General features: G+C 61.2%; 12 protein-coding genes. 6 read left to right on the forward strand and 6 right to left on the reverse strand.

Going from position 1 to position 13,660, the window contains the following annotated elements; all coding sequences use genetic code 11:
• Window positions 1-35: 35 nt before the first annotated feature.
• From ytfR to ACSQ3F_RS16980, 5 genes are all read left to right on the forward strand, one after another.
• The gene (gene ytfR, locus ACSQ3F_RS16960; protein ID WP_436101297.1) at window positions 36-1,559 is read left to right on the forward strand and encodes a galactofuranose ABC transporter, ATP-binding protein YtfR; all 1,524 of its coding nucleotides are present in this window, start codon (window positions 36-38) and stop codon (window positions 1,557-1,559) included.
• Window positions 1,556-2,554, forward strand: coding sequence for an ABC transporter permease (locus ACSQ3F_RS16965; RefSeq protein WP_436101298.1), 999 nt, complete (start codon window positions 1,556-1,558; stop codon window positions 2,552-2,554). Before ytfR ends, ACSQ3F_RS16965 begins: the two co-directional genes overlap by 4 nt.
• Complete coding sequence (gene yjfF / locus ACSQ3F_RS16970) at window positions 2,551-3,519, forward strand: galactofuranose ABC transporter, permease protein YjfF (RefSeq protein WP_436101299.1); 969 nt, start codon at window positions 2,551-2,553, stop codon at window positions 3,517-3,519. The genes ACSQ3F_RS16965 and yjfF overlap by 4 nt, the downstream gene beginning before the upstream one ends.
• Window positions 3,520-3,558: 39 nt before the next feature.
• Complete coding sequence (locus tag ACSQ3F_RS16975; RefSeq protein WP_436102175.1) at window positions 3,559-4,296, forward strand: FadR/GntR family transcriptional regulator; 738 nt, start codon at window positions 3,559-3,561, stop codon at window positions 4,294-4,296.
• A 182-nt stretch (window positions 4,297-4,478) separates the two neighbouring features.
• Window positions 4,479-5,753, forward strand: a complete 1,275-nt coding sequence (locus tag ACSQ3F_RS16980; RefSeq protein ID WP_436101300.1) for a hemolysin family protein — start codon at window positions 4,479-4,481, stop codon at window positions 5,751-5,753.
• A 168-nt stretch (window positions 5,754-5,921) separates the two neighbouring features.
• Here the strand turns inward: ACSQ3F_RS16980 and ACSQ3F_RS16985 are convergent, their stop codons facing one another.
• The 6 genes from ACSQ3F_RS16985 to ACSQ3F_RS17010 form a co-directional block, all read right to left on the reverse strand.
• On the reverse strand, window positions 5,922-6,068 hold the full coding sequence (locus ACSQ3F_RS16985; protein WP_436101301.1) for a hypothetical protein: 147 nt from the start codon (window positions 6,066-6,068) through the stop codon (window positions 5,922-5,924).
• A gap of 96 nt (window positions 6,069-6,164) precedes the next feature.
• On the reverse strand, window positions 6,165-7,388 hold the full coding sequence (locus ACSQ3F_RS16990) for a molybdopterin molybdotransferase MoeA (protein ID WP_436101302.1): 1,224 nt from the start codon (window positions 7,386-7,388) through the stop codon (window positions 6,165-6,167).
• Complete coding sequence (gene moaC, locus ACSQ3F_RS16995) at window positions 7,388-7,876, reverse strand: cyclic pyranopterin monophosphate synthase MoaC (RefSeq protein ID WP_436101303.1); 489 nt, start codon at window positions 7,874-7,876, stop codon at window positions 7,388-7,390. Before moaC ends, ACSQ3F_RS16990 begins: the two co-directional genes overlap by 1 nt.
• Entirely contained in the window at window positions 7,876-8,691 is an 816-nt protein-coding gene (trpC, locus tag ACSQ3F_RS17000) for an indole-3-glycerol phosphate synthase TrpC (RefSeq protein ID WP_436101304.1), read from the reverse strand. The genes moaC and trpC overlap by 1 nt, the downstream gene beginning before the upstream one ends.
• Window positions 8,692-8,702: 11 nt before the next feature.
• On the reverse strand, window positions 8,703-9,716 hold the full coding sequence (gene trpD / locus ACSQ3F_RS17005) for an anthranilate phosphoribosyltransferase (RefSeq protein ID WP_436101305.1): 1,014 nt from the start codon (window positions 9,714-9,716) through the stop codon (window positions 8,703-8,705).
• 18 nt (window positions 9,717-9,734) lie between these two features.
• On the reverse strand, window positions 9,735-11,630 hold the full coding sequence (locus tag ACSQ3F_RS17010; protein WP_436101306.1) for a SurA N-terminal domain-containing protein: 1,896 nt from the start codon (window positions 11,628-11,630) through the stop codon (window positions 9,735-9,737).
• Between the two features lie 381 nt (window positions 11,631-12,011).
• On the opposite strand from ACSQ3F_RS17010, the gene ACSQ3F_RS17015 reads away from it, so the two are divergent.
• Window positions 12,012-13,658, forward strand: coding sequence for a Na/Pi cotransporter family protein (locus ACSQ3F_RS17015; protein WP_436101307.1), 1,647 nt, complete (start codon window positions 12,012-12,014; stop codon window positions 13,656-13,658).
• The last annotated feature ends 2 nt before the right edge of the window (window positions 13,659-13,660 follow it).

Genomic DNA, 13,660 nt, shown 5'->3' on the forward strand with positions numbered 1-13,660 from the left:
ACGGGTAACCTACGTTTCTTAGGACGCTGGTTTTCATGCATAACAATACCAACGATATTCTCACCGCCGTCGGGATCGTGAAAACCTTTCCGGGCGCAATTGCGCTCGACAAAGTCGATTTTTCGCTCCGTCGCGGCGAAGTGCACGCCCTTCTCGGTGAGAACGGTGCCGGCAAATCCACACTGATCAAATGCATGACCGGCGCCTACCGCCGCGATGCCGGGACGTTGACACTCGACGGCACGGAGATCGATCCGCACGACACGCTCGACGCCCAGAAGCTCGGCATCGGCACCGTTTACCAGGAAGTCAATCTGCTCGGAAATCTGAGCGTCGCCGAAAATCTCTTTCTCGGCCGCCAACCGCGCCGGCTCGGTCTCGTCCAGACGGGCGAAATGAAGAAGCGCGCCGATGCGCTGCTCGCGCAATATGGCATAGACATCAACGTCTCGGCAGCACTCGAAAGCTATTCGGTGGCGATCCAGCAGGTCGTGGCGATCGCGCGGGCCGTCGATCTTTCCGGAAAGGTGCTGGTCCTCGACGAGCCGACCGCCAGCCTCGACGCGCAGGAGGTGGAGTTGCTCTTTCGCATCGTCCGCGACCTGAAGGCGAGGGGTCTCGGGATCGTTTTCATCACCCATTTCCTCGAACAGGTTTACGATCTCTCGGACCGCATCACCGTGTTGCGCAATGGCCAGTTGGTCGGCACACGCGAGACTGCGTCTCTGCCGCGTCGGGAGCTTGTGACCATGATGCTCGGCCATGAGCTTCAGTCCGCCGAAAAGGCGGTAGCGGCAGCCGAAACATCGAGCGGGCCGGTTCAGTTTCGTTTTTCCAACTATGGCAAGGCCGGCAAGATCAAGCCTTTCGATCTTGACGTGCGCAAAGGCGAGGTCGTCGGCATCGCCGGTCTGTTGGGCTCGGGGCGCACCGAAACGGCGGAACTGCTGTTCGGCGTCCACAAGGCGGACAGCGGCATCGCCGAAATCGGCGGCCGGCCAGCCAATCTTTCGTCGCCGCGGGCTGCGATCGCCGAACGTTTCGGGTTCTGCCCAGAGGACCGCAAGGTCGACGGTATCATCGGCGAACTGTCGGTGCGCGAGAACATTGCCCTGGCTTTGCAGGCGCGGCGCGGCTGGGCGCGTCCACTGTCAACCGCTGACCAGAACGCCCTTGCAGACCGCTACATCAAGGCGCTCGATATTCGCACCAGCGACCGCGAGAAGCCGATCAGGCTTCTGTCCGGCGGCAACCAGCAGAAAGCCATCCTGGCGCGCTGGCTGGCGACGAACCCGGAATTTCTCATTCTCGACGAGCCGACGCGCGGCATCGATGTCGGCGCCCATGCCGAGATCATTCGGCTGATTGGCGAACTCTGCGGCCAAGGCATGTCGCTGATCGTCATTTCCTCGGAACTCGAGGAACTCGTGGCTTACAGTTCGCGGGTCATCGTGCTCAGGGACCGCGCCCATGTGGCGGAACTGACCGGCAGCGAGATCACCACGGAACATATCGTCAATGCCATCGCCGCCGCGCCCGGCGCGGGAGAACATGTATGATTGAAAGTGCAACACGTCTCAGCCACCGGCTGCTCCCTCAGCTTATAGCGTTGACTGTGATCCTCGTGCTGATCTGGCTCGTCTTTCCGGGCTTCTTTTCGATGGAGATCCAGAATGGCCGGCTCTACGGCAGCTTGATCGACATTCTCAACCGCGGCGCGCCCGTCGCCCTTCTTGCGGTCGGCATGACGGTCGTCATCGCCACCAAGGGTATCGACCTGTCCGTCGGCGCCGTCATGGCCATCTGCGGCGCCGTTGCCGCCGCCTCCAGTGTGCGGGGCGACCCGCTGGTCGTGACGCTGATGCTCGCGATTGGCACAGGCCTCATTTGCGGTGTCTGGAATGGCTTTCTTGTGTCCATCCTCAATATCCAGCCCATCATCGCCACGCTGGTGCTGATGGTCGCAGGGCGCGGCATCGCCCAACTGGTGACCGAGGGCGCAATCCTGACCTTCAATGATCCCGGTCTGATCTTCATCGGCAGCGGCGCTTTCGCGGGCCTCCCAATGCCTGTTGTCATATGGCTGGTATTCGGCATCGCGGTTGCGCTTCTGGTGCGGCGCACAGCGCTCGGCATGCTGATCGAGGCCGTTGGCATCAACCGCCGCGCCAGCACGCTTTCGGGCATTCAGACACCGCTGCTGCTGATGGCGGCCTATATGCTTTCGGGCCTTTGTGCAGCCATCGCCGGCCTGATCGTCACCGCCGACATCAAGGGCGCGGACGCCAACAATGCCGGCCTGTGGCTGGAACTGGATGCCATCCTCGCGGTCGTCGTCGGAGGCACCTCTCTGCTCGGCGGCCGCTTCAGCATCATCGCCTCCCTGGCAGGCGCGATGATCATTCAGGCGGTGAACACCGGTATCCTTCTGTCCGGCTTCCCGCCGGAATTCAACCTGATCATCAAGGCCGCCATCATCGTCATCATCCTCGTCATCCAGTCGCCGCGCGTGCAGGCCGGAGTGACCTTTCTCAGCCGAAAATCCATCCGATGAACCAGAAATACCTTCCGCTGATTGCGACCATCATCATCTTCATCGTTTCCTATGCCGCCTGCGCGGTGCAGTATCCGAACATCCTGTCCACGCGCGTGATCGGCAATCTTCTGACCGACAACGCCTTCCTTGGCATCGCCGCCGTCGGCATGACCTTCGTCATCTTGTCTGGCGGCATCGACCTGTCGATCGGCTCGGTCATCGCCTTCACCGGCATTTTCCTCGCCGTCATGCTTGAAAGCACCAGCATCCACCCGCTCGCAGCCTTCGTTCTGGTCCTTGTCATCACCACGCTATTCGGCGCGATCATGGGCGCGATCATCCACTATCTGGAAATGCCGGCCTTCATCGTCACGCTCGCCGGCATGTTTCTGGCGCGCGGCATGGCCTTCGTGCTGTCGATCGATTCCATCCCGATCAAGCATCCGTTCTACGGCACGATGAAGAGCTTCTATTATAAACTGCCGGGCGGCGGCCGGATCACTTTGATCGGCGGATTGATGCTTCTGGTCGTTGCGATCGGCATCCTGCTTGCCCAGCGGACACGCTTCGGCACCAACGTCTACGCGCTCGGCGGTGGTGCGCAAACCTCGGCTCTGATGGGCGTTCCGGTCGGGCGCACAACAATTCTGATCTATGGTCTGTCGGGCTTTCTCGCCGGGCTTTCGGGAATCGTTTATTCCCTATACACATCAGCAGGTTATTCGCTCGCAACCGTTGGTGTCGAGTTGGACGCGATTGCCGCGGTGGTAATCGGTGGAACGCTTCTGACAGGGGGCGCCGGGTTTGTTGGAGGAACACTCGTCGGCGTTTTGATCCAGGGACTGATCCAGACCTACATCACCTTCGATGGTTCGCTATCGAGTTGGTGGACGAAAATTCTGATCGGTGCTTTGCTGTTTGCATTCATTCTGATGCAAAAGGGCATACTGTTGTTGTCGCGCCAGAACAAAAGGTATTCCTGAGGAGGGAGACACTTGCGTAAGGGGCTGCTCGAAACCGTCATGACCGGTGCCAACACGCGCACAAGCCACGCGCAGGTGGTGGACGAACTGGGCAAAGCCATTGTCTCGGGAGAGTTTCCCGTCGGCTCCATCCTGCCGGGCGACCCCGAACTTGCGATGCGATTCAAGGTTTCCCGCACTGTTTTGCGCGAGGCGATGAAGACCTTGGCAGCAAAGGGCCTGATCGTCCCGCGCGCCCGAATCGGTACAAGGGTCACCGCCAAGAACCAGTGGAACCTGTTCGACGGCGATGTGCTGACATGGCACTTCCACCGCGGCGTCGACGAAGATTTCCTCTACCACCTCAGTGAAATCCGGCTCGCGTTTGAGCCGCATGCGGCAGCCCTTGCCGCAGTCAACGCAACGGAAGCGGAAATCAGCGGCATGATGCGGCTGGCTGTCGCCATGGGTGACCCCGAGCACACGGCCGAGACGCTGGCCGTGGCCGATCTGCGCTTTCATCTCGCCGTGGTCGAGGCTTCCGGCAACCCGTTCATGCGCACCGTCGGCAGTCTGATCGAGGCCGCACTCGTCGGCATCTTCAAGCTGAGTTCGCCCGCATCCGGCCGAGATCAGATCGACGATGTTGCGCGCACTCATATCCGCATCGTCGAGCAGATCAGCCGGCGCGACGAGGCAGGCGCTCGCGCCGCGATGGAGAATGTCATCCGCGTCGGGCGGGACCGCGTTCGCGTGGCACTTCGGGAACTTGCTGAAGCGAAACCTCCAAGCCGATAGGCCTGCCGTCCAGCGGCAAAACCCAGACGTGTTCGTTCTGACAATTGAGCCTTTTGGCAAAAGAACGGCAATTCCACCGTTGCCGCCTTGCTGCCATTGTATCTTCCGCCTATTTGATAGGACTACAGCTTGTGTGCCGCGTATCCGGCGCGCAGATCTCTATTCAACGGTGTCCGAGGGTTATGTTCGAACTGACTGTCATTTTCGTGCTCTTATTGATCAATGCGTATTTCGCGCTTTCGGAAATGGCAATTGTATCGGCAAGCCGGCCTCTGCTGCGGCAGATGGCAAAACAGGGCAACAGCCGCGCCGAACTGGCGCTGCGGCTTGCCGAAGACCCCGGCAAATTCCTCTCGACCGTCCAGGTCGGCATCACGCTGGTCGGCACGCTGGCCGGTACCTATGGCGGTGCCACCATCGCCGAAAAAATTGCGCCGGCGCTCAACACCGTCAGCTGGATCAATCCCTACGGCCATACGGTCGCGCTTGCGGTCGTCGTGACGCTGATCACCTACATGTCGGTGGTGATCGGGGAACTTATCCCGAAGCAACTCGCCCTGAGGAACTCGGAACGCGTGGCGATGTTCGTCGCTGGACCGATGTTGTTCCTCTCGCGCCTGGCGGCACCCATCGTCTATCTGTTCGAGACCTCGGCGGCGCTTTTCATAAGGATGTTCGGCGTATCGATCGACAGCGATCACGTGACGGAAGAAGAGGTGCAGGCGATCATGGCCGAGGGCGTCGAAAGCGGCGCGATCGAGAAGTCGGAGCATGAGATGCTCAGGCGGATCATTCGGCTCGGCGACCGCAACGTCAAATCGATCATGACGCATCGTACCGAAGTGAGCTTTATCGAAGCCACCGATAGTCTCGAAGCGATCCGCGCCAAGATCGAGCAGTCTTCGCATTCGCGCTATCCGGTCCTGGATGCGAGTGGTGAAGTGCTGGGCGCGGTGCTTGTCAAGGAAGTGCTGAATGCGCCGGGCAGGGGCTTCCATATTCGCAATTTCATCAAGGATATCCACACATTGCCGGAAACGGCCTCCTGTTTGAAAGCGCTTGAGGCCTTCAAGTCGTCGCACATCAACATGGCGATGATCGTCGATGAATATGGCAGCATCGAAGGCATCATCACCACCGCCGACATTCTCGAGGCGATCGTCGGCGTCCTGCCGTCCAACTATGACGACATCGAGCACGCGCTGATTCGCTTGCGCGATGACGGCTCTTATCTGGTCGACGGACGCACGCCGATTGATGAAATCCATCTGACGATCGGCATCGATGAAATCGATTCGGACGGAAATTACGAAACGATCTCCGGTTTCCTCGTGCAGCAGTTGCGCAAGAACCCGGAGGAGGGCGATGTCACGGAAGCCTTCGGATATCGCTTCGAGGTCATCGACATGGATGGCCGCCGCATCGACAAGATCCTGGTCTCGCGCGCCGCGCATTGAAGCGTCCTTGAAAAGCAAAAGGCCGGGACAAACCCGACCTTTCCTCAATTCGCCTTGCGTATGACCTGCTAGTCCATCCGTAGTCAGATCAACTGGACGAATTATTCGACTGCTTTGGTTAATAAAGGATTGCCATGTCGATCTCGTGACAAAACCTTGAAGGTTTTTTTAGTTTTCCTGGATCGAAACGCCACCGTCGCCGATCTTGAGTTCGATGTCGGCCGGCTTGGGTTCCTTGTCGTAGAGGTAGACCCCAATGACGACAGCGAGAAAGGCGAGACCGCCGATAATCCGGTAGAGCGCATTGCGGCGCACGTTGGTTCCCTCCCGTCTTCACAATCGTTTGTCCTGCGATAAATAGGTGCGGGCAGCCATTCGGGAAGGGTCGGAGGCTCGCGGCGGAAGAAGCGGTTAGAGAGCCGGTTGCCGCAGGATCATGACATCGCAGATGGTTCCGGCTTTCGCTTCCGGCGCAAACGGCGCTCGGATGATCAGGCAATCGGACTGGGCGAAGACCTGCATCATCGAGGAATCCTGACGCGAGAACGTCTCTGCCTTAAGTGTTCCGTCGCTGTCGCGCGACAGCCGCGCGCGAACATAGTCCTGGCGCTTGTCGTTAGCGGCAAGCACGGTCACAGTCCTTGCCTTGCCGCCGCGGTCGCGCGCGGGCAGGGAGCCGAGATGGCGCAGCAGCGGTTCGAGGAACAGCAGGGCGCAGACGAGGCTCGACACCGGGTTTCCGGGCAGGCCGAGCACGGCCATGCCATCGAGGGTTCCGACCATCAGCGGCTTACCGGGGCGCATGGCGATCTGCCAGAAATCGAGCGTCATACCGCTTGCGACCAGTGTCGATTGGACGAGATCGTGATCTCCGACCGAAGCGCCCCCCAAAGTCACCAGCACATCGGCGCCCGCGGCGCGTGCTTCGGCGACGGCCGCCGCGATGGCGGCCCTGTCGTCGCGAACGATCCCGAGGTCGATGACCTCGGCACCGTTGTCGCGCGCAATCGCTGCTACGCCGTATGTGTTCGATGCGATGATCTTGTCGGGGCCCGGAATGCTTCCAGGCGGCAGGAGTTCGTCGCCGGTTGCAAGGATCGCCACCTTCGGGCGCACGAAAACCGGAAGTTCCGGATGGTTCATGCCCGCAGCGACGGTCAGCCGCCCGGCATCCAGCAGTTCGCCCTTCCGCAGCACCACGTCGCCAGCACGAAAATCCTGACCCTTCGGGCGGATATGGCGGCCCTTTGCGGGAGCGAAGGTGGGGCGGATGCGCTTATCCGCGGTAATCTCCGCATCTTCCTGGATCAGCACAGTATCGGCGCCGGACGGAACGGGCGCGCCGGTGAAGATACGCACGACCTCGCCGGGGCCGATATGGCCTGTAAAGCCACACCCGGCCGCCGATTGGCCGATGACGGTCAGTTCAGCGCCAATGGTTGCGAAGTCCTCATGGCGTCCGGCATAGCCATCCATGGCAGAATTGTCGAAGGCCGGATGCGTGAGCCGTGCGGCGACATCTTCGGCCAGCACGCGCCCCGCGGCCGCGTGCAGCCCGATCATTTCAGAACGCCGTATCGGCGCTGCTCCACGGAGCAACCTGTCCAGCGCATCCGAAACAGGCAGCAAAGCCATCAGCCCTCCTTGCGGACATAATCGCCCGAGCGCCCGCCGGACTTCCGAACAAGCCGGATGCCACCGATCTCCATCTCCCGATCGGCCGCCTTGGCCATGTCGTAGATCGTCAGGCAGGCGACGCTTGCGGCAGTCAGCGCTTCCATTTCGACCCCGGTGCGGCCAGTGAGCTTGGCCATCGCCTCGATCCGCAAGCCGGGCAGGGTCTCGTCCGGAGTAATCTCCACAGAGACCTTGGAGAGCATGAGCGGATGGCAAAGCGGAATGAGATTGGCCGTCTGCTTGGCCGCCATGATGCCGGCAAGACGTGCAGTGGCGATCACATCGCCTTTTTTGGCGTTACCCTTCAGGATGAGAGCGAGCGTTTCCGGCCGCATCCGGACATGCCCCTGCGCAACGGCGATGCGAACGGTCACTTCCTTGTCGCCGACATCAACCATGTCGGCCTCGCCGCCAGCACCGATATGAGTAAGGGAGGGACCGGACATTATTCAGCGGCCAGGATGCCGGCGGAGCCGGTGAGAAGCGCGCGCGTCGCGGCGGTGACATCGTCCTTGCGCATCAGGCTCTCGCCGACGAGGAAGGTGTTAATGCCGCATTTTGCCAGACGGGCGCAGTCCTCGTGCGTGAAGATGCCGCTTTCGCCGACCAGCAGCCGGTCGGCGGGAACCAGCGGCGCCAACTTCTCGGACAGGGCGATATTGACCTCGAAGGTTTTCAGGTTGCGATTGTTGATGCCGACGAGCGGCGAGGCGAGCTTTAACGCGCGCTCGAGTTCTTCCTCGTCGTGGACCTCGACAAGCACGTCCATGCCCAGCAAAAACGCCTCGTCCTCAAGCCTTTGTGCGTCGCTGTCGTTGAGCGATGCCATGATGAGCAGGATGCAGTCGGCACCCCAGGCGCGGGCTTCATGAACCTGATAGGTATCGAACATGAAGTCTTTGCGCAGCGCTGGAAGCGAACAGGCGTTTCGCGCAGCCGTCAAGAACGCGGGCGCGCCTTGGAAGCTCGGACTGTCGGTCAGCACCGAAAGGCAGGCAGCGCCGCCAGCTTCATAGGCCTTCGCAAGAGCCGGCGGGTCGAAATCCGGACGAATGAGGCCTTTGGAGGGGCTTGCCTTCTTGATCTCGGCGATGAGTCCGAAGGCATCTTGGGCTCGCTTCGCGTCGAGCGCCTTAAAGAAACCCCGCGGCGCCTCCTGATCCGCGGCCATCGATCTCAAGTCCGCAAGACTGACGCCGGCCTTGGCTGCGGCGATTTCTTCGCGCTTGTAGATCTCGATCTTCTGCAGAATGTCGGCCATCGAATTTCTCCTTACGCCGCGTTCGAGACGCGGATAAGCCGTTCCAGCGTTGCATTCGCCGCGCCGCTTGTCAGCGACTGACGGGCGAGAGCCATGCCTTCGCTCAGATCAGCGGCGCGCCCGGCAATCACCAGCGATGCGGCGGCATTAGCAAGCGAGATGTCGCGGTAAGGCGTTGCATCGCCCTCGAGGACGCCCTTGAGCGCCTCGGCATTGTGGGCCCCGTCGCCGCCCTTGAGGTCGGCGAGCAAAACGGTCTCCAGCCCGAAATCGTCCGGCGTCAATTCGAATGTGCGGATGACGCCGTTCTCCAGCGCTGCGACCTGCGTCACACCGGTCGTGGTGATTTCGTCCAGGCCCTCGCCATGTACGACCCAGACGCTTTTCGAGCCGAGATCGCGCAAGACTTCGGCCATCGGAACGAGCCATTGCGGGGCAAAGACGCCGACCAGCTGCCGGGTGACGCCGGCCGGGTTGGACAGCGGCCCAAGCAGGTTGAAGATCGTTCTAGTGCCGAGTTCGACGCGAGTCGGGCCGACATGGCGCATGGCCGAATGATGCTGTTGGGCGAACATGAAGCCGAGGCCGGCTTCCGAGATGCAGCGCGAAATCGCCTCCGGCCCGATATCGAGTTTGACGCCGAGGCATGAAAGCGCGTCCGCCGTGCCGGACTTCGAACTCAGAGCGCGGTTGCCATGCTTGGCCACGGGTACACCTGCACCGGCAACGATCAGGGCCGCCAGCGTCGAGATATTGTAGGTCCCAGCACCGTCACCGCCAGTACCAACAATGTCGATGGCGTCGGCCGGCGCCTCCACGGTCAGCATGCGTGCCCGCATGGCGGTAACCGCGCCGACGATCTCGTCCACCGTCTCGCCGCGCACGCGAAGCGCCATCAGGAAGCCGCCGATCTGCGAAGGAGTAGCTTCGCCCGACATGATGATCTCGAATGCGGCGCGCGCATCCTCGCGGTTGAGCGCCTCTCCCGCTGCGGCCTTGGCGACAAAAGGCTTCAAATCCGGCATGCAGGTATTTCCTTTGCTTTACCGCTGCTGCGACAGGGCGAGGTCTGCGAGCTGCTGATTGATCGTCACACCGTAGCCCTTCTGAAGCTCGCTGACCATCTGGTCGAGAATATCGTCGCCGCTGGCCTGGGCGACAGCATTGATCTGCCGGTCGTCATTGTCGAGCGCGTCGCCGGGGTTGCTGTCGTCCACCTCCGTGACCTTCAGCAGGATCTGGCCCTCGCCACCGACGCCGGGAGCATTGGCTACGAGGCCGTTCGCGCCGCCGAAGGCGGCGGTGACAGCCGCAGGGCTGAGAGCCGCGTCTTCCGTGGAACGACGCACTCCCGATTTGGTTTCGACCGAGATGCCGAGCTCGGCGGCAATCGCTGCCAATGTCTCGCCCTTCGCGACGCGGCCTTTCAGCTCGGCTGCCTTTGCCGCAAGCGCATTGCGCTGCTGTTCCGCCGTCCAGTCGGCCACCACCTTTTCGCGGGCTTCGTCGAGCGTCCGGTCGCGCGCGGGCGTGATCTCTTCCACATCGAACCAGACATAGCCGTCGCGGCCCAGATTGACCGGCAGGGTTTCCGCGCCGATCTCGGCCTTGAAGGCCTCGTCCAGCAAGGTTTTCGCCTCGGGAATTCCGGCGATTTCCTCGCCTTCGGCATTGTTGCCTCGCGCGTCGACGGCATTGAGGAGCACCAGCTTGAGATTTGTCTGGTCAGCCGCTTCTTTCATCGACGCGCCGGAAACGCGAGCATCCTCGAACTTGTCATGGATAGCCATGATCTCGTTGCCGGCATTGGCAAGCGCCAGCTCGTTGCGCAGCTCTTCCTTGACGTCGTCGAAGCCGCGAATGGTTTCCGGCTTGATGTTGGTGACGCGCAGGATAACCGGGCCGAATGCGCCATCGGTGACTGGCGTGGTCTGGCCATCGGCTGTAACTGCGAAGGCGGCATCGGCAATCTTGGCATCGGGCATGCGGTCGCGGCTAAAGTCACCGAGCAGGACATCGCTGGCCGTCTTGCCGGCGGCCGTGACCAATTCGTCAAAGCTTGCACCAGCAGCAAGCTGGCCTGCCGCAGCGTCAGCTTCCGCACGTGACGGGAAGGAGAGCTGCTCGACTGTACGCGTCGCCGGCGTGCGGAAGCTGTCCTTGCGCTTGTCGTATTCGGCGCGGATTTCCTCTTCGGTCACCGACGCAGGATCGGCGATGTCGGAGGGTTCCAGCTTCACATAGCTGATCTTGCGGAACTCCGGTGCGCGGTATTCTGCCTTGTGGCTCTCGTACCAGGGTTTCAACACGTCGTCGGACGGGGCCTTGACCGGATCGATGTTCGCATTCGACAGCAGCAGATAGTCTATCGTGCGTGTCTGGTTGCGGTATTGGCGCAGCGCGTCGGCCAGCACCTTCGGCGGGGTGTAGCCGTCCGACAGCGCTTCAACGATCTGCGAGCGCACGGCAACCTGGCTGCGGTTGTTGATGTAGTCCTGCTCGCGCAGTCCGGCGTTGCGCAGGACGCTCGAGAAGGTCAGGCGGTCGAACTGGCCGTTGACCCCGCGAAATGCCGGGTCTTCGCTGATCAGCGTTGCCAGCCGATCCTGCGATAGGCCGAGGTTCATGTCGTTTGACAACTGGTCGAGCGTCGCGCCCGCCACGAGCTGGGAATAGACCTGCGCCTCGACGCCGAATGCCTTGGCCTGCTCACGGCTCAGGCGGGTGCCGAACTGCCGGGAAAGCTGGGCGACCTGGCGCTCATAGGCGAGGCGGAAATCGCTCGGAGATACCTTGACGTCGCCGACCGTCACCACCGCATCGGAAGAACTCGTAACAAGCGACGTGGATACACCCCAAACACCGAAAGACACAACAAGAAGGGCCATAAGCCCTTTGACAACCCAAGTCTGGGCGCCTCTTCTCAGGATTTCAAGCATGGGACTGCATACCTCGTCGCAATTCAGGCCGCCGGACGGCAACCGGTTTCGTTCCTTAGAGCAATCCGGTGCGGAATTGAAGGGTCGAAACATGCAAAAAATCGGAGAAACCGAGCGCCGGGCGGAGCGAAATGGGGCGGGTCCGGTGGCCGGGGCTTGCGGCGGCGCGACGATCGCTTCCCGGCCAGCGTATAGCCTATAGCCGTCTGGCGTTGCGAGGCCTTTTCATGTCGGAATCATTAGCCGGCAATTGAAAAATATCTGTCACAATCCGCCATTGAACGCGTGATCACGTGTCTGAAACTGCTAATGTTGATCCACCAGAGTATGTCGACTCGCCTTGTCGCGAAGCAGCCTTGGCGGGAAAGCCGGAGTGCCCATATGGAATCTACCATTGTGATGGTCAATTTGTTCGGAGCAGTCGCGCTACTGCTCTTTGGCCTTTCCCAGGTCAAGGAGGGAGCGACACGCGCCTTCGGCATCAAACTCAGGACAGGGCTGGCGCAGGGTACAAACGGACAGGCGCGCTCGTTTGTCGCTGGCTTCGTCGCGACGATCGCGCTGCAGAGTTCGACTGCGACGGCACTGATGATTGCCTCTTTCGTCGAAAAAGGCCTGGTGCGGGCGCGGATGGCACAAATCGTATTGCTCGGCGCCAATGTCGGCACGGCAGTTACGGCCTGGATCGTCGCAACCGGTGTCGACTGGCTTTCCCCCTTGCTCATTCTGGCCGGTCTCATGCTCTACCGGGCAGGGCGGTCAAGCGCCAAGCAGGGGGCGGGAACGGCGCTCGTCGGCATTGGCTTGATGCTGTTGTCGTTGCATCTGCTCGGGCTGGCGACGGAGCCGATGCGGCAATCGCCGGCGCTTGCGGCGTTCCTCACCATGCTCGACAGCGCCTGGCCGGTGGCACTCATTTTCGCCGCTGTTCTTGCTTTCGTCTCGTCCTCCAGCCTCGCAGTGGTCGTCCTTATTCTCTCGCTCTCGGCTGCGGGCATTCTGTCGTCAGGCTTGACGATCGCGCTTGTGCTCGGCGCCAATCTCGGCGGCGCGATCCCGCCCTTCGTCGCGACCCTCTCCGCCGCGGCGTCCGCCCGTCGTGTGACTGGCGGCAATCTCGCCGTTCGCGCGATCGGCTGTCTCATAGCGTTGCCGCTGGCCGCACCAGCGGCGGATTTCTTGCAGACGCTCTCCTTGTCTCCGGCAAAATTGCCGGTCGATATCCACCTGTTGTTCAACGTTGCGCTTGCCATTGCCGCCTGGCCGTTCTCGTCGCTTTTATCGGGCGTCATGCTTCGCCTCATTCCGGACGAGCCGAAAGCGGAGACGGGACCGCTCTACCTTGATGACGGCGCACTCGCCACGCCGGTTATAGCGCTTTCGGGGGCGACCAGAGAGGCGTTGCGCGTCGGGGACCTGATCGAGACCATGCTGATCGGAACCATGAACGCCTTTGACCGCAATGATCTCAAAGAGCTCAAGGACATCGGGAAACTCGAGAAGCAGGTGGATATGCTGCAGCAGGAGGTGAAGCTCTACCTGTCCCGGCTTGGACGCGGCGGTTTGAGTGATGAGCACGGCCGGCGGTCCATCGTGATCATCGACTATGCGATCAACCTCGAGCACATGGGCGATATCATCGAAAAAAGCCTGATCGACCAGGTTAAGAAGAAGATCGACAATGGGCTGAAGTTCTCAGAAGAGGGCTATCAGGAACTGATGACGCTCTTCAATCTGACGATCGACAATCTGCGTATCGCCCAGACCATCTTCGTCACGCGGGATACCGATCTCGCCCGCCATCTGATGGAAGTGAAGGTCGATGTTCGCCACATGGAGAAACGGTCGTCGGAGCGTCATCTGGAGCGTCTGCGCGACGGCCGCGCGGATAGCCTGCAGACGAGTTCACTGCATCTCGACATCCTGCGCGACCTCAAGCGCATCAACGCGCATATTGTTTCCGTAGCCCATCCCATTCTCGACGAGGGCGGGCTTCTGATCGAAAGCCGGCTGCGGCTGCCGCGATAAAA

The sequence above is a fragment of the Pararhizobium sp. LjRoot238 genome, from assembly GCF_964252955.1.
Classification (GTDB): domain Bacteria; phylum Pseudomonadota; class Alphaproteobacteria; order Rhizobiales; family Rhizobiaceae; genus Pararhizobium.